Source organism: Olsenella urininfantis, from assembly GCF_900155635.1.
GTDB lineage: Bacteria > Actinomycetota > Coriobacteriia > Coriobacteriales > Atopobiaceae > Olsenella_G > Olsenella_G urininfantis.
The window spans coordinates 1,431,827-1,450,435 of the sequence record NZ_LT732540.1 but is presented as its reverse complement, the minus strand read 5'-3'; the positions used below and the strand labels follow the sequence as shown (position 1 = coordinate 1,450,435).

At 64.4% G+C, this 18,609-nt stretch carries 23 protein-coding genes; 20 read left to right on the top strand and 3 right to left on the bottom strand.

Annotation, left to right across the window (positions count from 1 at the left end; translation table 11 throughout):
• Positions 1–2 precede the first annotated feature (2 nt).
• From rpmD to pyrE, 18 genes are all read left to right on the top strand, one after another.
• Positions 3–194: a 50S ribosomal protein L30 gene (gene rpmD, locus CZ375_RS06625; protein ID WP_077598453.1), complete on the top strand. Its 192-nt coding sequence runs from the start codon at positions 3–5 to the stop codon at positions 192–194.
• An 11-nt stretch (positions 195–205) separates the two neighbouring features.
• Positions 206–655, top strand: a complete 450-nt coding sequence (rplO, locus tag CZ375_RS06620) for a 50S ribosomal protein L15 (protein WP_077598452.1) — start codon at positions 206–208, stop codon at positions 653–655.
• The gene (secY, locus tag CZ375_RS06615) at positions 649–1,929 is read left to right on the top strand and encodes a preprotein translocase subunit SecY (RefSeq protein WP_077598451.1); all 1,281 of its coding nucleotides are present in this window, start codon (positions 649–651) and stop codon (positions 1,927–1,929) included. The genes rplO and secY overlap by 7 nt, the downstream gene beginning before the upstream one ends.
• Before the next feature lie 445 nt (positions 1,930–2,374).
• The gene (locus tag CZ375_RS06610) at positions 2,375–3,001 is read left to right on the top strand and encodes an adenylate kinase (RefSeq protein WP_077598450.1); all 627 of its coding nucleotides are present in this window, start codon (positions 2,375–2,377) and stop codon (positions 2,999–3,001) included.
• Positions 2,998–3,786, top strand: a complete 789-nt coding sequence (map, locus tag CZ375_RS06605; RefSeq protein WP_077598449.1) for a type I methionyl aminopeptidase — start codon at positions 2,998–3,000, stop codon at positions 3,784–3,786. Before CZ375_RS06610 ends, map begins: the two co-directional genes overlap by 4 nt.
• A 132-nt stretch (positions 3,787–3,918) precedes the next feature.
• The gene (infA, locus tag CZ375_RS06600; RefSeq protein WP_077598448.1) at positions 3,919–4,137 is read left to right on the top strand and encodes a translation initiation factor IF-1; all 219 of its coding nucleotides are present in this window, start codon (positions 3,919–3,921) and stop codon (positions 4,135–4,137) included.
• A 126-nt stretch (positions 4,138–4,263) separates the two neighbouring features.
• Positions 4,264–4,377, top strand: a complete 114-nt coding sequence (gene rpmJ, locus CZ375_RS06595; protein ID WP_013252436.1) for a 50S ribosomal protein L36 — start codon at positions 4,264–4,266, stop codon at positions 4,375–4,377.
• A 15-nt stretch (positions 4,378–4,392) separates the two neighbouring features.
• Positions 4,393–4,764 (top strand): 30S ribosomal protein S13, encoded by a 372-nt coding sequence (gene rpsM, locus CZ375_RS06590; protein WP_077598447.1) that lies wholly within the window; start codon positions 4,393–4,395, stop codon positions 4,762–4,764.
• Between the two features lie 10 nt (positions 4,765–4,774).
• The gene (gene rpsK / locus CZ375_RS06585) at positions 4,775–5,176 is read left to right on the top strand and encodes a 30S ribosomal protein S11 (RefSeq protein ID WP_077598446.1); all 402 of its coding nucleotides are present in this window, start codon (positions 4,775–4,777) and stop codon (positions 5,174–5,176) included.
• Between the two features lie 18 nt (positions 5,177–5,194).
• A complete protein-coding gene (gene rpsD, locus CZ375_RS06580; protein ID WP_077598445.1) occupies positions 5,195–5,788 on the top strand; it encodes a 30S ribosomal protein S4 in 594 nt (197 codons plus the stop codon).
• A 23-nt stretch (positions 5,789–5,811) separates the two neighbouring features.
• On the top strand, positions 5,812–6,753 hold the full coding sequence (locus CZ375_RS06575; RefSeq protein WP_077598444.1) for a DNA-directed RNA polymerase subunit alpha: 942 nt from the start codon (positions 5,812–5,814) through the stop codon (positions 6,751–6,753).
• A 36-nt stretch (positions 6,754–6,789) separates the two neighbouring features.
• On the top strand, positions 6,790–7,308 hold the full coding sequence (gene rplQ / locus CZ375_RS06570) for a 50S ribosomal protein L17 (protein ID WP_077598443.1): 519 nt from the start codon (positions 6,790–6,792) through the stop codon (positions 7,306–7,308).
• 108 nt (positions 7,309–7,416) lie between these two features.
• Positions 7,417–9,033 (top strand): ABC transporter ATP-binding protein, encoded by a 1,617-nt coding sequence (locus CZ375_RS06565; RefSeq protein WP_234966938.1) that lies wholly within the window; start codon positions 7,417–7,419, stop codon positions 9,031–9,033.
• Positions 9,020–9,787: an energy-coupling factor transporter transmembrane component T family protein gene (locus CZ375_RS06560; RefSeq protein ID WP_077598441.1), complete on the top strand. Its 768-nt coding sequence runs from the start codon at positions 9,020–9,022 to the stop codon at positions 9,785–9,787. The genes CZ375_RS06565 and CZ375_RS06560 overlap by 14 nt, the downstream gene beginning before the upstream one ends.
• Before the next feature lie 35 nt (positions 9,788–9,822).
• The gene (truA, locus tag CZ375_RS06555; RefSeq protein WP_143803089.1) at positions 9,823–10,662 is read left to right on the top strand and encodes a tRNA pseudouridine(38-40) synthase TruA; all 840 of its coding nucleotides are present in this window, start codon (positions 9,823–9,825) and stop codon (positions 10,660–10,662) included.
• 94 nt (positions 10,663–10,756) lie between these two features.
• Positions 10,757–11,527 carry a hypothetical protein gene (locus CZ375_RS06550; RefSeq protein ID WP_234966912.1) on the top strand — a complete coding sequence of 257 codons (771 nt, stop codon included), beginning with the start codon at positions 10,757–10,759 and terminating at the stop codon, positions 11,525–11,527.
• A gap of 197 nt (positions 11,528–11,724) precedes the next feature.
• Entirely contained in the window at positions 11,725–12,795 is a 1,071-nt protein-coding gene (locus CZ375_RS06545; protein ID WP_077598440.1) for a glycosyltransferase family 2 protein, read from the top strand.
• Between the two features lie 51 nt (positions 12,796–12,846).
• The gene (gene pyrE / locus CZ375_RS06540; RefSeq protein ID WP_077598439.1) at positions 12,847–13,485 is read left to right on the top strand and encodes an orotate phosphoribosyltransferase; all 639 of its coding nucleotides are present in this window, start codon (positions 12,847–12,849) and stop codon (positions 13,483–13,485) included.
• Between the two features lie 265 nt (positions 13,486–13,750).
• Here the strand turns inward: pyrE and gltA are convergent, their stop codons facing one another.
• The 3 genes from gltA to pth all read right to left on the bottom strand — a co-directional run bounded on the left by gltA (position 13,751) and on the right by pth (position 16,755).
• Positions 13,751–15,163 (bottom strand): NADPH-dependent glutamate synthase, encoded by a 1,413-nt coding sequence (gene gltA, locus CZ375_RS06535; protein ID WP_077598438.1) that lies wholly within the window; start codon positions 15,161–15,163, stop codon positions 13,751–13,753.
• Positions 15,151–15,993 carry a sulfide/dihydroorotate dehydrogenase-like FAD/NAD-binding protein gene (locus CZ375_RS06530; protein ID WP_077598437.1) on the bottom strand — a complete coding sequence of 281 codons (843 nt, stop codon included), beginning with the start codon at positions 15,991–15,993 and terminating at the stop codon, positions 15,151–15,153. Before CZ375_RS06530 ends, gltA begins: the two co-directional genes overlap by 13 nt.
• A gap of 186 nt (positions 15,994–16,179) precedes the next feature.
• On the bottom strand, positions 16,180–16,755 hold the full coding sequence (pth, locus tag CZ375_RS06525; RefSeq protein WP_200799715.1) for an aminoacyl-tRNA hydrolase: 576 nt from the start codon (positions 16,753–16,755) through the stop codon (positions 16,180–16,182).
• A 155-nt stretch (positions 16,756–16,910) separates the two neighbouring features.
• Between pth and CZ375_RS06520 the strand changes: the two genes are divergently transcribed.
• Together CZ375_RS06520 and CZ375_RS06515 are read left to right on the top strand one after the other, a co-directional pair.
• Positions 16,911–17,639 (top strand): DUF969 domain-containing protein, encoded by a 729-nt coding sequence (locus tag CZ375_RS06520; RefSeq protein ID WP_077598436.1) that lies wholly within the window; start codon positions 16,911–16,913, stop codon positions 17,637–17,639.
• The gene (locus tag CZ375_RS06515; RefSeq protein ID WP_077598435.1) at positions 17,640–18,602 is read left to right on the top strand and encodes a DUF979 domain-containing protein; all 963 of its coding nucleotides are present in this window, start codon (positions 17,640–17,642) and stop codon (positions 18,600–18,602) included.
• The last annotated feature ends 7 nt before the right edge of the window (positions 18,603–18,609 follow it).

The window sequence follows — 18,609 nt, the reverse complement described above, 5'->3', positions numbered from 1 at the left end:
GCATGGCAGACGAGAAGAAGCTCACCGTCAGGCTCGTGCGCAGCGCGGTTGCCTCCGTCAAGGAGGACCAGACCCGCACCTGCTTTGCCATGGGCCTTCGCAAGATCGGCGACGTCTCGCAGCTCCCCGACAACCCGAGCGTCCGTGGAATGATCTTCAAGGTCAAGCACCTTGTTGAGGTTGAAGAGAACTAGGAGTCATCCAAATGCAGCTCAATGATCTTCGTCCCGCGGAGGGTTCGCGCAAGAACCGCAAGCGCGTCGGTCGCGGCAACTCCTCTGGTCGCGGCACCTTCTCCGGCCGCGGCATGAATGGCCAGCTGTCCCGTTCCGGCGGCGGCAAGGGCGCAGGCTTCGAGGGCGGCCAGCAGCCCCTCGCCATGCGCCTCCCGAAGCTTCCCGGCTTCACTAACCACAACCGCGTCGAGTATGCGCCCGTGAACGTCTCCCGTCTCGAGGGCCTCTTCGAGGACGGCGAGACGGTCGACTCCGCGGCCCTCGTGGCCAAGGGTGTCATCAAGCACGACTACATCCTCGTCAAGGTCCTGGGAGACGGTGATATCACCAAGAAGCTCACCGTCAAGGTTGACAAGGTCTCCGCCTCTGCCAAGGCAAAGATCGAGGCGGCCGGAGGAAAGGTCGAGCAGGCGTGCTAACTGGAATCGCAAACGCATTCCGCATTCCTGAGCTTAGGAAGAAGATCCTGATCACAGTCGGGATCCTTCTTCTGTATAGATTTGGCGCCTACCTTCCTGCGCCTGGAGTACCCTTCGCGGCCATGCTCCAGGCCTTCCAGGCGGCGGCGTCCAACAGTGGCGCGATTGCTGTGCTCAACCTCTTCTCTGGTGGGGCACTCTCTCGCGTCTCCGTCTTCAGCTTGGGAATCATGCCCTACATTACCGCCCAGATCATCCTCCAGATGTTCCAGGCGGTCATTCCGTCCCTTGCCGAGCTTGCCCGTGAGGGGGAGAGCGGCCAGCGCAAGATCACGCAGTACACGCGCTACCTGACCCTTGCCCTGGCCCTGATCAACGCCATCGGCTACCTCTTCCTTTTCAAGAGCTACGGCATCGACTTCTCTGGCATGGGCTTCCCCGAGTTCATCGAGGACCTCGTCATCGTTGGCGTTCTTCTCACGGGTGCCATCATCATCATGTGGCTCGGAGAGGTCATAACCCAGCGCGGCGTGGGCAATGGCATGTCCTTGATCATCTTCACCAACATCATGGCCGGCCTGCCCTCCTCGCTCACCTCCTCGGTGAGGACCTCTTCCACGGGAGCGGTCGTTACCGTGGTCACCCTGCTGGTCATCCTTGCCATCATCCCTGTCATCGTGTACATCGAGCGCGGGCAGCGTCGCATTCCCGTGCAGTACGCGAAGAGGGTCGTTGGGCGCAGGGTGATGGGCGGGCAGGCAACCTATCTTCCCATTAAGGTAAACACCGCAGGAGTCGTTCCCATCATCTTTGCCTCCGCGCTCCTTTACCTGCCGGCGCAGCTTGCCGTCTTCTTCCCCAACGTGGCGTGGATTCAGGCCTTTGCCAACGCGCTCTCGTCCGGCTGGATCAACTGGGTCCTCTCGGTCGCCCTCATCGTCTTCTTCGCGTACTTCTACACGGCGATGGTGTTCAACCCCGAGGAGACCGCAGACCAGCTGCGCAAGGCCGGTGGCTTCGTTCCGGGCGTTCGTCCCGGCAGCGCCACCTCCGCCTACATCAAGTCCGTTCTTGACCACATCACCCTTCCCGGGGCCCTCTTTATGGCGGCGCTCGCCGTTGTCCCATCGATACTCTTCTTCCTGACGGGCAACCGCCTGCTTCAGGCATTCGGTGGCACCTCGGTCCTGATCATGGTTGGCGTGGCCATGGACACCATCTCGCAGCTGGAGTCTCAGCTCAAGATGCACAACTACGAGGGCTTCTTCAAGTAGCCGCTCGAAACCGTTTTTGAGCAATGGCCCGAGGCTGCCATATGGTGGCCCCGGGCCATTTTTGTTCGGTGCGAAAGCTGTCGGGGGCTTGCGGGGCAGAGCGATTGCGTGGGCAAAAGGATGGTACAACAACGCTCGAATCGGCCAAAGCACGTCCTGCATGCCTACTGCAGCGAGAATCTTGTTGTCAAAATACGCCCGAAAATGACAACAAGACATGATGCGGAACCTAATCGCCCCAGGCGAGGCACCAAATCCATCACGTTGTTGTACCTGGAAGCTCGTCACCCACAAAGCTCGACCGAAAAACTGACGAGAAGCCCGCTGAGCATGGGTTTTTTCATCCGACGTTCACTCACACAAACTCTGCGGGTAGACTAGCAGGCATGCGTGCGATCAGCGTGCGTTGGTGACAGGTAACTCAGGTTGGAAGGCGGGGGAGCACATGAACATCGTTCTTCTTGGCGCGCCTGGCGCGGGCAAGGGCACGCAGGCCCAGAAGCTCGTTGCGGACTACGGGGTGGCCCACATCTCAACGGGCGACCTTCTCCGTGCGGCCGTCAAGGCTCAAAGCGAGTTGGGCAAAGAGGCAAAAAGCTATATGGACGCAGGTCAGCTCGTGCCTGACAGCCTCGTCGTCAAGCTGGTGAAGGAGCGCCTTGCCCAGGATGACGCCCAAAGGGGCTTTATTCTCGACGGCTTCCCACGCAACCTCCAGCAGGCAGAGGTTCTCGATGCAGAGCTCGCGGGCATGGGCATAGCGCTCGAGGCCGCCCTTCTCGTCGATGTGAAGCCGGAAATAATCATCGACCGCCTTAGCTCCCGACGCACCTGCCATAGCTGCAACTACACGGCCACTGCTGGCGTGGACCCCTGCCCACGCTGTGGCGGCGAGATGTATCAGCGCGATGATGACAAGCCAGAGACCATTGCCAAGAGGCTTGACACCTATGCAAACCAGACGGCGCCGCTCGTCGAGTACTACCGCGGCCACGACATCTTGAAGGAGGTTGATGGAGACAGGCCTGTCGACGACGTCTATGCCGACGTCAGGAGTCTCCTCGGACTATGATCCACATCAAGTCAGAAACTGATATCGAACAAATGAAGAGCGCGGGCTCGCTTTCCAAGCAGGCTCTTCGCCTGGCGGGCTCCCTGGTGCGCCCTGGCGTCTCCACCAAGGAGATCGACAATGCCGTGGAGAGCTTCATCCGCCTTCACGGAGCCGTCCCCACCTTCAAGGGGTACGGCGGGTTCCCGGGGAGCATCTGTGCATCGGTAAACGAGCAGATCGTGCACGGCATCCCCTCGCCCGAGGTCTTCCTGAGCGAAGGCGACATCATCTCCATCGACACCGGTGCCACGTTTGGCGGATGGGTCGGAGACAACGCCTGGACCTTCTACGTGGGCGAGCCCGACGCGGCGGTCAAGGGGCTCTGCGAGGTCACCCGCGACTGCCTCAAGGCGGCCATCGAGCAGGCCGTCCCCGGAAACCATCTGGGAGACATCGGCTACGCGGTTCAGTCGCTGGCCGAGAGGAACGGCTACGGTGTCGTGCGAGAGTACGTGGGGCACGGCGTGGGGCACGTCATGCACGAGGACCCGAACGTACCCAACTATGGCAAGAAGGGCCGCGGCGTGAGGCTGCAGGCGGGCATGGTCATTGCCATCGAGCCCATGATCACGTTGGGAACATACGAGAACCACGTGCTCAGCAATGGCTGGACGGTTGTCACGGACGACGGCAGGCCCGCCGCCCACTACGAGAACACCATTGCCATCACGCAGGACGGCCCTGTCGTCCTTACCCAGGACGAACAAGGTCCGTGGTGCTCCATGCAAGGCGGCGAGAACTGAATCCAGCGTAGGGGGGAGGGCTCAGCCCCTCCCCCCGCGCATGTCTATGTGCAAATGGTGCACCATGGACGGAATTTGTGATTTTCTGTATGATTATCAGTCGCTGTGACGAGCATAGAGAAAGTAGGCAAGGTGAGCAAGCAGGATGGAATCGAGCTCGAGGGCAAGGTAGTCGAGCCGCTGCCCAACGCGATGTTCAACGTTGAGCTTGAGAACGGAAAGACTATTCTCTGCACCATCTCGGGCAAGATTCGCATGAACTACATCCGCATCCTCCCTGGAGACAAGGTCGTCGTGGAGATATCCCCCTATGACCTCACCAGGGGCCGAATCACCTATCGCTACAAGTAGTCACGCTCTGCGTTTCAGCTGGGATTTTCACGCCTGCGGCTGGGCGAGTAGATAAGGCAGGTCAGCTCCACCTGGCTCTGCCGGTGCAACACCAGTTCGTGTAAGAGCAACCGGAAGGAAAGTAAGATGAAGGTACGTCCTTCGGTCAAGAAGATGTGCGACAAGTGCAAGATCATCCGTCGCCATGGCAAGGTTTACGTGATCTGCGAGAACCCTCGCCACAAGCAGCGTCAGGGCTAAGAGAGGAGCTCGAAGTTGGCACGTATCAACGGCGTCGACCTTCCGCGCGAGAAGCGCGCTGAGGTCGGACTCACCTATCTTTATGGCATTGGCGCCACCAGCGCAAAGAAGATTTGCGCCGAGACTGGCGTTGACCCCGCCACCCGCGTGAAGGATCTCACCGAGGACGAGGTCACCAAGATTCGCGACTACATCGACGCGAACTTCACCACCGAGGGCGACCTCCGTCGTGAGGTTCGTCAGAACGTTGCCCGCCTGATGGAGATTGGCTGCTACCGCGGCCTCCGCCACCGCAAGGGCCTCCCCGTCCACGGCCAGCGCACCCACACCAACGCTCGTACCCGCAAGGGTAAGAAGCGTCAGATCGGTGCAAAGAAGAGGGGCTAGGGAGTAAAACATGCCTGCTAAGAAGAATCAGCGTACCCAGCGCGTCCGCCGCGCCGAGCGCAAGAACATCGCCGTGGGCCAGGCCCACATCAAGAGCACCTTCAACAACACGATCATCTCCATCACCGACCCTCAGGGCAACGTCATCGCCTGGCAGTCCGGTGGCACCGTCGGCTTCAAGGGCTCCCGCAAGAGCACCCCGTTCGCGGCCCAGGTCGCGGCCGAGGCCTGCGCCAAGGCAGCCATGGAGCACGGCCTTCACAGGGTGGCTGTGTTCGTCAAGGGCCCCGGCTCCGGCCGTGAGACCGCAATCCGCTCCCTCCAGGCCGCCGGCCTCGAGGTTTCGGGCATCCAGGACAAGACCCCCATCCCGCACAACGGTTGCCGTCCGTGCAAGCGTCGTCGCGTGTAGTAAGGAAGGACAGTAGCAATGGCAGTTGATAGGACCCCTGTCCTCAAGAGGTGCCGCCAGCTTGAGATCGATCCGATCGTCATGGGCATCAACAAGAAGTCCAACCGTCAGCCCAGGCGCACTCGCCGTCAGAAGAGCGAGTACGGCCTGCAGCTCCGCGAGAAGCAGAAGGCCAAGTTCATCTATGGCGTTCTCGAGAAGCAGTTCCGCGGCTACTACGACAAGGCCATGAAGACCCAGGGCATCACCGGTGACAACCTGATGAGCCTGCTTGAGTCCCGCCTCGACAACGTGGTGTTCCGCCTTGGCTTTGCCCGAACCCGCAAGGAGGCCCGCCAGACCGTTCGCCACGGCCACATCACCGTGAACGGCAAGCGCGTGGACATCCCCTCCTACCAGGTGAAGGCCGCAGACGTCATCGCCGTGGCCGAGAAGGCCAAGGACCTGCTCCCCATCAAGGAGGCCATCGTCTCCTCCGAGCACATGGCCGTCCCCGCATGGCTTGAGGTCGATATCGAGAAGCTGCGTGGCACCGTCCTGCAGGCTCCCGTGCGCGACCAGATCGATCTCGAGATCGATGCACAGCTCATCGTCGAGCTCTACTCCAAGTAAGCACGAAACGGTAGGAGGCATTCATGTCAGAATTCATCCGACCGCAAGTGTCTGTGGAGGAGATTTCCGAGAACCTCGCCCGCGTCTCCGCGGAGCCGCTCGAGCGTGGCTATGGCGACACCCTCGGAAACTCCCTGCGCAGGGTGCTGCTCTCCTCTCTTGAGGGCGCGGCAGTCGAGGCCATTCAGATCGATGGCGTTCAGCACGAGTTCACCACGGTCGAGGGCGTCTATGAGGACGTTACCGACATCGTCCTCAACGTCAAGGGTCTCGTGTTCCGCTCCATGGGCACTGCCGACGAGGCAACGGCCTCCATCTCCATCGATGGTCCGTGCACGGTGACCGGCGGTGACTTCAAGGTCCCCGCCGAGTTCGAGCTCGTCAACAAGGATCATGTCATCTGCAGCCTGGGCGAGGGCGCTCACCTCACCATGCAGATGCGCATCGGCGTCGGCCGCGGCTACGTCTCCGGCGATGACAACGAGCGCGAGAGCGATCCCATTGGCATCATCCATGTGGACTCCCTCTACTCGCCCGTGCGCCGTTGCGCCAAGGCCGTCGAGCCCTGCCGCGTGGGCCAGCACACCGACTACGACCGTCTCGTCCTCGAGGTGGAGACCGATGGCTCCATCTCCCCGCGTGACGCCGTCGTCGAGGCGGCAAACATCGTCAACCAGCACATGAGCGCCTTCATGAGTCTGGCTGACGTGGAGGAGCCCGCCGAGGACGCCTCCATCTTCGCTACGGGTGTCGAGGAGGACAACACCGAGCTTGACAAGCAGATCGAGGACCTGGACCTCTCCGTCCGCTCCTACAACTGCCTCAAGCGCGCCGGCATCCACTCCGTGCGCCAGCTCGTCGAGTTCTCCGAGAACGACCTGCTCAACATTCGTAACTTTGGCGTCAAGTCCATCGAGGAAGTCAAGGACAAGCTCGAGACTATGGGTCTTGGCCTCAAGGCCTAGGACACGTCGCACGTTTTACTGAGGAGTAGCTAGACCATGAGACACAACAAGAAGAGGGGTATGAAGCTCGGCACCGATGCCGCTCATACCAAGGCAATGAAGAAGAGCCTCGTCAACGCCCTGCTGAGCAACGACCGCATCAAGACTCTCGAGCCCCGCGCCAAGGCCATCCGTCCCGAGGTCGACAGGATCATCACCTGGGCCAAGAAGGGCGACCTGCACTCTCGTCGCCTCGCGATTGCAAAGCTCGGTGACAAGGAGCTGGTGCGCGAGGTCTTCGAGAAGGCCGCCCAGGGCATGTGGGCCGACCGCAACGGCGGCTACACCCGCATCATGAAGCTTGGCCCCCGCAAGGGTGACGCCGCCGAGGTCGTGATCATCGAGATGGTGACCGAGCCCGTGGCGCCCAAGGCCGCCAAGACCTCCGTCAAGAAGGTCGAGAAGGTCGAGGAGCCCAAGGCCGAGGAGACCGTCGAGGAGGCTGCGGCCGAGGCCGAGGAGGCCGCCGAGGTTGAGGCTGAGGAGACCGTCGAGGCCGAGGAGCAGGCCGAGTAGCCTCTCCGCACACTCGCCAGCACAAGAACTCCGCAGCAGAGCGCTTGCTGCGGAGTTCTTTTTTCTAAGCCACGAGACACGACCAGGAGGTGAGCCAGCGTGCTTGAGATGGTGGGCCTGACGAAGCGCCATGCGCACGACGGACCTCTGGCCCTGGATGGCGTGTCCCTGTGCGTGCGCCCCGGAAGGCGCGTCGTGCTCCTGGGGGCCAACGGGTCGGGCAAGACAACGCTCACCCGCATGGCAAACGGATCCATGCTCCCGGACAAGGGCTCGTTGCTCCTGGACGGCGACGAGCTTTCCGCCGAGGGCATGCGCGGCCTTGCGCGCTGCGTGGGATATCTCAGGCAGGACCCATCGGCCCAGTTCGTGAGCCCGCAGGTCCTGGATGACGTTGCCTTTGGCCCCAGGAACCTGGGGCTTGGGTACGGGGAGGCGATGTCGCGCGCCGAGGACGCGCTGCGCCAGGTTGGGCTCGCAGGCCTTGCGGGGCGAAATGTCGCCACGCTTTCCGGCGGGCAGCGCCAGCGCATCGCCTTGGCTGGGGTGCTGGCCATGGGCCCGCGCTACCTAGTCATGGACGAGCCCTGCTCCCAGCTCGACCCCGCCTCCCGCCAGCGACTGCGGGAGGTCGTGAGGGGCCTTCTGCGGGATGGGGTGGGTATGCTCGAGGCGACCCATCTCACCGAGGACGTCGTCACGGCCGACGAGGTCGTGGTCCTCTCGGCGGGAAGGGTGGCATGGAGGGGAACGCCCCAGGAGCTCTTTGCGAGCCGGGATGCCCTGCGCGTGGCGCAGCAGCGCTCATGGCTGGCCCGCAGCCTGCACGGTCTTGTGGCCAGCGGGTTTGACTTGGGCGCCCTTGCCTCGTCGGACATGTCTTCCTGGGCGTCTGTGATGGCCGAATTCGTCCGCCGAGGTCACGTGGCGGAAAATGGGACTAACCCCCTCAGACTTGCCGTCAAACGTCCCCAGAGGGCCCCGTCAGAGGACTGCCTGCGGCTGAGGAACGTGTCCCTGAGCTATGGGGATGCCCGCGTGCTCGATGGGATTGGGCTCGAGCTTCGTCCCGGCATGCTTGCGCTGCTCGTCGGCGGCTCAGGCGCCGGCAAATCGAGCCTGGCGCGCGTGGCGTCCGGCCTGTTGGCGCCGGATTCGGGAGAGGCCACCCTTGGCGGCGAGGCAGTTCGGGCCGGGCGGGTGGGCCTCTCGCTCCAGCGACCCGAGGACCAGCTCTTTGCGCCCAGCGTGCTTGAGGACGTGGCCTTTGGCCCCTTGGGCATGGGGCTTGGCTCGCAAGAGAGCGAGGCCCTTGCCGGGAAGGCGCTCACGCTCATGGGCGTGGGCGAGCGTCTGTGGCACAGGGACCCCTTCGCCCTCTCCGGCGGGGAGAGGCGCCGCGTTGCCCTGGCGGGAAGCCTTGCGCTCGAGCCGGACGTGCTGGTGCTTGACGAGCCGGGCGCGGGGCTTGACGGCGTGGCCCTTCGTGACCTGACGTCCCTCCTCCGCTCCCTGGCAGACCAGGGAAGGGCCATATTGGTCATCACTCACGACCTGTCTGACTGGCTGGGGGTGGCAGACAGCCTGGCGCTGCTGGATTCGGGCAGGCTGGTCTGGCAGGGGACGATGGAGGAGCTGCCGCAGGCCAGGGACGGCCTTCGGCGGGCGGGCCTCGAGCTGCCGCTTGCGCTCCAGCTTCAGGAGGCGCTCCATGTACAGGAGTAAGTCTTCGCCCCTTGGCAGCTGGAGTGCCGAGAAAGGCTGGCTGCACGAGCTCGACGCCCGCGTGAAGCTGCTGGCGCTTGCCTCCCTGAGCCTGGCGGCGTTTTTGGCGCATGGCATGGTGCCCCTCCTGCTCGAGCTGGCGCTCGCGCTGGTGCTGGGCCTGGGCTCCGGCATGCGTCCGGCGCAGTTCCTTCGCGCCCTCCGACCAACCCTCCTGGTGCTTCTGTTCTCGCTTGCGGCCAATGGGCTGCAGCTCTCGCCCGCCCTCGGCGTGAGCGTCGCCGGGCTCTGGCGCGCCCTCGTGGCCGTGCTGAGGGTGGTGGTGCTGGTGATGCTTGCCGCCGTGGTCTCGTCGAGCACCACCGCCCCCGAGCTCGCGCGAGCCATCTCCTCGGCGCTGGCTCCCTTGGCCAGGCTGGGCCTTCCCGTGGGCGACCTCTCCCTGACAGTCTCCTTGTCGCTGACCCTGCTGCCGGTCACGGTGGAGGAGTTCGACCGCATAGAGATGGCGCAGAGGGCCCGTGGCGTGCGATTGGACGAGGGTGGGCCAGGCCAACGGCTGAGGCGCTGGGCATCGGTTCTTATCCCTCTGGTGGTGGCGCTGTTCAGGCGTTCCGAGGAGCTTGCGCGCTCCATGCGCGACCGATGTTTCAGGCCGGGCGCCCCCTTGAGCGTGCCGGGGCCGATTGCCCCGCGTGACGTTGCCCTGGCCCTGCTCGCCCTGGCCCTTTCCCTTCTGCTGTCGTTGCTTTAGGGTTGGTTGCGCACGCCTTGGAATCGAGGAGACAGATGAGCGGTCAGCAGCAGGGGGAAGAGGTCCCGACGGCAACGTTGGTGGTCCGTGTGGGCTATAGGGGTGCGGGCTTCTCGGGCTATGCCGAACAGCCCGGGCAGCGCACCGTCGCAGGCGAGCTCAGGCAGGCGCTTGAGTGCGCGCTGCGCCGTGAGGTCCAGATGGAGGTCGCGGGCCGCACTGACGCGGGGGTTCATGCCCTGGGGCAGTTCGTGAGCGTTCCGCTGCGGGGGGAGGAGCGCCGCCTCGAGGGAAGGAGGCTTGCCGCCTCCCTTGTCGCGCTGACCCCGGACGACCTCTCCATAGTCGCCCTCTACCAGGCCCAGCCAGGCTTCTCCGCGCGCTTTGACGCCCTGAGGCGCCACTATCGCTACCGGATAGCCTGCGGACAGCCCCGACCGGTCATGGGCTGGGACCACTGCTGGTGGCTGCGGGGCGTGGATGGGCTTGACCTGGATGCCATGAACGAGGGTGCGTCTCGCCTTCTGGGCGAGCATGACTTCCGAAGCTTCTGCAAGGCCTCCTCGGCCCAGCTTCTGGAGGCGGACGGGCGCTCCACCTGTCGCCGCCTCGACGAGCTGCGCGTCTCTCGCGTTGTGGAGGCCGGGGAGGGGCTGGTGGCGGTGGACGTCACGGGCAACGCCTTCCTGCACAACATGGTGCGCGCCATCACGGGAAGCCTTGTGGAGATCGGCCGGGGCCATAGGGACGCAGACTGGCTGGAGGCAGCGCTCGAAGCGCGGTCGCGCGCCGCGGCCGGCCCAACGGCGCCCGCCCAGGGCCTGTGCTTCGAGGGCGTGGATTACCCATCGTCCAGCCTCGCCCGTTGGTGGTAGCAGGCCTTCTGGAGCGACTGCCTTGGGGCTATAGTCATCTCACTGGACAAGGTGGCGCCTCCCAGGCGGGGGCGTCGTAAGGGAGGGGATTCGCATGCTGCTGAGGAAGAGGGAGCGCTTCGAGCGAACTGACGTCCCAAGCTACGGCCCTCACAGCAACGCCATCGCAGTGGGCGTGCTGCTTGCCATCGCGATATTTCTGGTGGTGCTGGTGGGCAGCCTCTGGAAGAAGGCGAACGACGCGGCAACCCTCAACGACAAGAGGCTCACGGCCTCGCTCGGCAGCCAGGCCGACGTGCGCGACCCCGAGGAGGGGTACCGCGTCTCTGACGACAGGTTCATGAACCTGCTGGTCCTTACCGTGGACAACGCGAGCGCGACATCGCCCACCCTGCATGCCGCGCAGCTCCTCTCGCTGAACGTGACCGCTGGCACGGGAAGCCTTGTGAGCCTCCCGCTCAACACGAAGCTGGCCGGTGACGCGGGCGACACCACCCTGGAGGCGCTCTTCGCACAGGCGGGGCCCTCTGCGCTGCCGGCGCCGCTCTCGGCTGCCACAAACGTTTCCCTGGGGCATGTGCTGGTGGCGCCTGACGGCACCGCCGAGCGCCTCGAGGGCATGAAGGGGCGTGGCGTCTCGGCCATTCTGGGCTCCGCCCCCAGCGTGCTCACCACCATCAACACCGACATGGGAACGGGGCAGCTGCTGGACCTGGCCGAACTGATACAGTCCATTGGCGTGGACAACATCTCGCGCGCTGATGCCGTGGCCTCCCAGGAGGAGGACGGCTCGGGCGGGGTGCGCAGCGTGCTGGACCAGACGCAGCTGGGCGTGGCCCTGGGCATCCTGGTTCCCGCCGAGTAGCGATGCCGCGCCATATGCGGATGCCCGTGTAAATTCCCAGCCGTAGCAGGTCTTTGTGAATCTGCTGGATTCACAGCCAGCACACGTGGCGCACACAATGCCTGGCGGGGCCTGGGCGATAATACGACGTGTGCCAGGACAGCGGCCTTGCTCCCCTGGCGCCCTGTAGCGACATCGTGGTCTGGAGACTAGAGGGTATGACCCCCAAGCTGCCCAAGATATCCGTCATCATGCCTGCGTATAATGTCGACCGCTACGTTCGGCGTGCTGTCGAGAGCATTCAGAACCAGAGCCTTGATGACTTCGAGCTGCTGGTCGTGGACGATGGCTCGACGGACCGCACCGGCCAGATCCTGGACGGAATAGCCGAGCGTGACATCCGGGTCACGGTGTTCCACACCCCCAACGGCGGTGCCCCCGCGGCGCGCAACTATGCCCTTGACCGTGCTCGCGGCCAATACGTCCTGTTCTTTGACGCGGATGACTGGACCGAGCCAACGATGCTCGAGGACATGTACGAGTTCTCGACGAAGAACCACCTGGAGCTCGCCATCTCGGGCTTCTACATTGATACCTACTATGGTGACGCGGAGCAGCACAACACCGAGCTCAAGGCCTGCGCCGATAGCGTCTACGCCACCCAGCAGGAGTTCCGCTCGGATGCCTGGCGGCTCTTCGACGCAAATCAGCTTTACTCCCCTTGGAACAAGCTCTTCCTGCGCGAGAGGATCGAGGAGCTGGGCCTGCGCTTCCGCCCTACCTTCTGGGACGACTTTCCCTACGTGCTGGACTTCATCCGCGACGTGGAGCGCGTGGGCGTCATGTCTCGCCCGTACTACCACTTCATCAGGCAGCGCGGCGAGTCCGAGACCGCCCGCTGGCGGCCGGACATGTATGCCAAGCGCGAGGAGGAGCATGGCTGGATGCTGGACATCTACCGCCACTGGGGGCTCGACGGGGACCCGGCGAGCATGGAGATGGTCCAGCGCCGTTACATAGAGCGCCTGGTCGGCTGCATCGAGAACGTGTGCAATCCCAAGTGCACGCTCAGCGAGAGGGAGAAGCTCTCCCAGATTCGCGAGATGATCTCGTCCGAGCGGGCCCGCACGGCAGCGGTGATGGCGCGCCCGCGCACCAAGATGATGCGCGCCATGATCGCCCCGATCAAGGCGCAGAACGTGGGCCTGTGCTACCGAGAGGGCAGCTTCATCTCCTTCGTGAAGAGGCACAGCACCAGGGTCTTCTCCACGCTCAAGGCAAACAGATAGGCTGGTGCGGCTGCGGGCTACCAGCTGCGGTCCCAGGAAACGGGAGGTCACATGACAAGCAGGCAGGATGTCGCAAGGGCGCTTCTCTCCATAAGGGCCGTCTTCCTCAGGCCCGACGAGCCCTTCACCTGGGCTTCCGGAATCAAGAGCCCCATCTACTGCGACAACAGGCTCACCCTGAGCTATCCCGAGGTGCGCACCCTCGTCGACGAGGCACTGGCCGAGAGGGTCCGCGAGCTGTATCCCGAGGCGGAGATGCTCATGGGTACCTCGACCGCAGGCATTGCCCATGCCGCCATCGCGGCCGACCGCCTGGGCGTTCCCATGGGCTACGTCCGGGGCTCCGCCAAGGACCACGGCCGCAGGAACCAGATCGAGGGCAGGCTCGAGCCTGGCTGCAGGGTCGTCGTGATAGAGGACCTTGTCTCGACGGGCGGCAGCGTCCTGGATTGCGTGAGCCCCCTGCGCGAGGCCGGTGCCAACGTCCTGGGCGTAGTGAGCATCTTCACCTATGGCATGCAGAGGGGCTTGGAGCGCCTGGCAGCCGCCGAGGTGAGGAACACGAGCCTGTGCGACCTGGACACCTTGGTTGACGTGGCCGTGGGGGAGGGCTACATCCAGCCGTGCGACAAGCAGCGCCTGCTGGCCTTCCGTGACGACCCCTCTGACGAGAGCTGGATGCACGCCTAGGCTTCTGTCAACAAGACGCGCGCCGTTCCAGAGAGGCCCAGGTCACATCCTGGGCCTCTCGTCTTGTTGTCGGAAATGGGCCCTTTTCCGACAACAAGACGATTGCACTCCAACAAAACCGCAGGTCGAGAGAGGAGCGGCTCGTTTTTGTTGTCAGTCGGCCGCAAAAGCGTCCCGGAAAGACGCCCAGACAGAAGAACGCCCCGGCTGGCGCGGTGCCGGCCGGGGCGTTCGTGTGAGAAACCGTTGCGAGTCCGGGAAGCGCTTACGCATCAGCCCCCGTCAGCACGGCCGTCATGTCGGCAGCGGCCTTCTTGCCGGCGCCCATGGCCAGGATGACCGTGGCGGCACCGGTGACGATGTCGCCGCCGGCCCAGATCCTGGGGTTGCTCGTGCGACCGTTGTCGTCGGCATCGATGTAGCCCCACTTGTTGAGCTCCATGCCGCCAATGAGCTTGGCGAAGGGGTTGGCGTTGGTGCCAATGGCGGAGATGGCCACGTCGCAGGGAATCTCCTCGATGGCGCCCTCGATGGGCACGGGGCGGCGGCGGCCGGAGGCGTCTGGCTCGCCCAGCTCCATCTTCTGCACGCGGACCGCACGCACGGTGCCATCCTCGCCGGCCAGGAACTCGAGAGGCGAGACCAGGGGCATGACCTCGACACCCTCGGCCTTGGCGTGGTGCAGCTCGGCCTTGCGGGCGGGCATCTCGTCCTCGGTGCGGCGGTAGGCGATGATTGCGCGCTCGGCACCCAGACGCTTTGCGGTGCGCACGGCGTCCATGGCCACGTTGCCGCCGCCGAACACGACGACGTTCCTGCCGTGCTTGGTGGGCGTGTCGTACTCGGGGAACTGGTTCGCCTTCATGAGGTTCACGCGGGTCAGGTACTCGTTCGCGAAGAAGACGTTGGGCAGGTTCTCGCCGGGGATGTTGAGGAACTTGGGCAGGCCGGCACCGGTTGCCACGTAGAGGGCGTCGAAGCCCTTCTCGCCGAGGAGCTCCTCGGCGTCGGCCAGGCGGCCCATGACGGAGTTGAACTCGAACTTCACGCCCATGTCCTTGAGGCCGTCGATCTCGCGCTTGACGACCGCCTTGGGAAGGCGGAACTCGGGGATGCCATAGACAAGGACGCCGCCGCCGGTGAAGAAGGCCTCGAAGATGGTGACGTCGAAGCCGTTGCGCGCCAGCTCGCCGGCGCAGGCGATGCCAGAGGGGCCGGAGCCGATGACGGCGACCCTCATGCCGTTCCTGGGGGCCATCTGCGGCTTGCTGGCAAGCTCGGGCTGGTCGCCCAGGAAGCGCTCGAGCTGGCCGATGGCCACGGGCTCGCCCTTCTTGCCACGGATGCACACGCCCTCGCACTGGCTCTCCTGCGGGCACACGCGGCCGCAGATGGCGGGCAGCATCGAGGACTCGCGGATGACGTCGAGGCCACGGCCGAACTCGCGGTTGTAGATGGCCTCGATGAAGGAGGGGATGTCGATGTTCACGGGGCAGCCCTGGACGCAGAGGGGCTTCTTGCACCTCAGGCAGCGCTCTGCCTCGGCCACGGCCATCTCTTCGGTGAAGCCCTTGTCAACGGGGCGGAAGTCAAGCGCGCGCTCCGCGGCCGGCTCCTCGTTGTCTGCGGTGCGGGGCGACTTCATGTTGGCAACCCAACGGCCGTTTACCTGTGGCATGCGCAGTTCGCCTCCTCAAAGGCCTTGAGGGACTGGCCCTCTTCGGTGCGGTATGCGGCCTGGCGGGCGCGCAGGTCGTTCCAGTCGACCTTGGTCGCGTCGAAGTCGGGGCCATCGACGCAGGCGAACTTGGTCTGGCCGTCGATCTCCACGCGGCAGCAGCCGCACATGCCGGTGCCGTCAACCATGATGGGGTTGAGGGAGGCGATGATGGGGGTGTCGTACTTCTCGGCGGTGAGGGTCGAGAACTTCATCATGGGGACGGGGCCGACGCAGAAGACGTGGTCGACCTTCTTGCCCTGGAGCAGGCGCTCCAGGGGAGCGGTGACGACGCCCTTCTCGCCGTAGGATCCGTCGTCCGTGGTGATGTGGATGTGCTCGTCGTCGAAGATCTCGCGGAACTGGTCCTCAAGGAGGAGGAGGTCCTTGCTGCGGGCGCCCATGATGGCGTGAACCTCATGGCCGGTGGCCGCAAGCTGGCGCGCCACGGGGAAGGCGATGGCCAGGCCCACGCCGCCGCCGATGACGGCCCAGGTGCCCTCGCCCATCTCGGTGGGCTGGCCCAGGGGGCCGGTGACGTCCAGCAGGGAGTCCCCAGCCTCATAGGCGGACAGCATCTGGGTGGTCTTGCCGATCTCCATGAAGATGAACTCGACCCAGCCCTCTTCGACGTTCCAGTCCGCAAAGGTGAACGGCACGCGCTCACCGGTCTCGTTGGGGCGAACCATGAGGAACTGGCCAGCATGGGCGTGCTTGGCCATTTCGGGCGCCTCGATGCGGAACTTGAACACCTTCTCAGAGAACTGTGTCTTTTCGAGGATCTTGTACATAGACTAACGCTCCTCTCCTAGAGCACTCGTTCGTCGTGCCGTGCAGATGTGTCCGCTTCCCCCAAAGTCGCGGCACATGCGCACTATTTTATGCGTTTTGTCTTGCCAAATTAGCTTGGATTCCCATGGTTATGGTCTCTGCAGATAAGGTCGGCCATCCGAGACGGGCTAGCGGGCGGCCCAGGCCTAGCCCCAGTCCGCCCTGCCGTCGAGGCAGGCCTCGACCAGGTCTGCGGCATCCTGGGCCGTGAGCTCGAACTCCTCGAGGAAGCCGCCTTTGAGCTGCCTGAGCGCGAAGTCTGCGACGCTCATCCTCCCGGGAGGGCGGCCTATGCCGAAGCGCACGCGGGCGAAGTCGCGCGTGCCCAGCTTGTCGGCAATGGAACGCAGGCCGTTGTGCGCGTTGAGGCCCCCTCCGAACTTGGCGCGCACCTGCCCCTGGGCGAGGTCCACCTCGTCATGCACCACCAGGACCTCCTGTGGGCTCAGCCTCAGCTGCCTTACCAGCTTGGAGATCGGTCCGCCGCTCGTGTTCATGTAGCTCTGGGGCTTGGCGAGCACGATCTCCCTCGGCTCGCCTGCGCAGACGCGCCTCGAGCGGGCGACGTCGCAGCCGGCCTCGCTCTTCCAGTAGCTGATGCCCAGGCGCTCGGCCAGCACGTCCACCGTGGCAAAGCCGGCGTTGTGGCGGGTCTTGGCGTATTCGGGGCCGGGGTTTCCCAAGCCGCAGACCAGGCGTATGTCTTTGGGGGCGTTGCCCATGGGGCTCCTCTCGCCGTGCTGCCGCGCCTCGACCCGAACGAGTCCTGACCTCCTCGCGTCTCGCGCGCTCTTGACCCTTTAGAATACTTTCCTTGCCTGCACAAGGCGTCGGCGCGTCTGCCGTCGGATGCGTTCACGCGACGATAGGAGGTCAGATGGAACTTCTGAAACTGTTGGGCATCGTGATAGTGGTGGTGGGCTTCGCCCTCAAGTGGGACTCCATCCTCACCATCATGGCGGCGTCAATCGTGACGGCGCTCATCGCCGGCATGGATCCCCTGGTGTTCCTGCAGACCATTGGCACCAGCTTCGTGTCCAACCGCAACATGCTCATCTGCGTGGTGGTCTTCCTGCTCACCGGCACGCTCGAGCGCAATGGCCTGCGCTATGCGGCCCGTGGCGTCATGGACAAGGTCAGGAACGCCTCCGCTGGCATGGTGCTGGGTGCCTACGGCATCTTCCGTGTCATCTTCGCGGCCTTCAACGTGGGCTTTGGTGGCGTGGCAGGCTTCGTGAAGCCTGTGGTCATGCCCATGGCCGAGGCATCTGACGAGACGGGCGGGCACAAGATCTCCGAGAGGCACCGCGACGCCCTCAAGGGCATGGCCTCCGGCATGGAGAACGTCGCCTGGTTCTTCGGCCAGGTGCTCTTTGTGGGCACCTCTGGCATGCTTCTCGTCCAGGGCACCATGTCTGACCTGGGCTACAGCGTGGAGCTGCCCCAGCTTGCCGCCATCCAGATACCCGTTGCCATAGTGGCGGTCCTGGTCACTGCCGGCTACTACTTCCTCCTCGACAGGAAGCTCTGCCGCGAGGACGAGACGCAGCTGAAGGCCGAGGCGGACGCCCAAAGGGGCGACGCACAGAATGGGGAGGTGGCGTAGATGGGTATCGCCGAGTTCTTCCAGAGCGCCGACGTGACGCTTTCCGCCAAGCTCCTCGAGATCGTCTACCTGGTCACCGGTCTCGTCTGCATCTATGCGGGCGTGCGCAACCTCTTTGACGAGACGAACGCCAGGCGCATCGGCTCCGGTGCCTTCTGGTGCGTGCTGGGCCTGCTCTTCGTTGTGGGCAAGTGGATTCCCGCCGAGGCCGCCGGCCTCCTCGTCCTGGTCATGGTCATTCCGGCCGTCATTGGCCAGGTTGGCATGGGGGCGGATGGGTCCAAGCCCACGGAGGCGGAGATGCAGGAGGGCTTTGCCGCCCTGGGGGCGAAGATCTTCGTGCCGGCCTTCTCGATCGGCGTGGTGGCCCTTGTCTTCGCCCTGTTCACCAAGATCAGCTCCCTCGTGGGCATCGCCGTGGGAGTGCTGCTGGGCGCGGTCTTCCTCATGGTGCTTCGCCCCAAGGCAAACGGCGTGAGGGTCTTTCTCGAGGACTCCCGCCGCATGCTGGACATCGTGGGCCCGCTGGTCATGCTCCCCACGCTCCTCGCCATCCTCGGCGCCACCTTCACGGCGGCCGGTGTGGGCGACGTGATCTCGGGCCTGGTGGGCATGGTCATCCCCCAGGGCAACCTCGTGGCGGGCATCGTCGTCTACTGCCTGGGCATGGCCATCTTCACCATGATCATGGGCAACGCGTTCGCGGCGATCACGGTCATGACCGTGGGTATCGGCGCGCCCTTCGTCCTGGCACTGGGCGCAGATCCCACCATCGTGGGCTCCCTGGCGCTCACCTGCGGCTACTGCGGCACGCTCATGACGCCCATGGCCGCGAACTTCAACATCGTTCCCGTTGCCATCCTCGAGATGGGCGACGAGTACGGCGTCATCAAGAAGCAGGTCGTCCCCGCGCTCGTCATGCTGGCCTTCCAGGTCGTGATGATGATCGCGCTCGTGCTCTAGCCGAGGT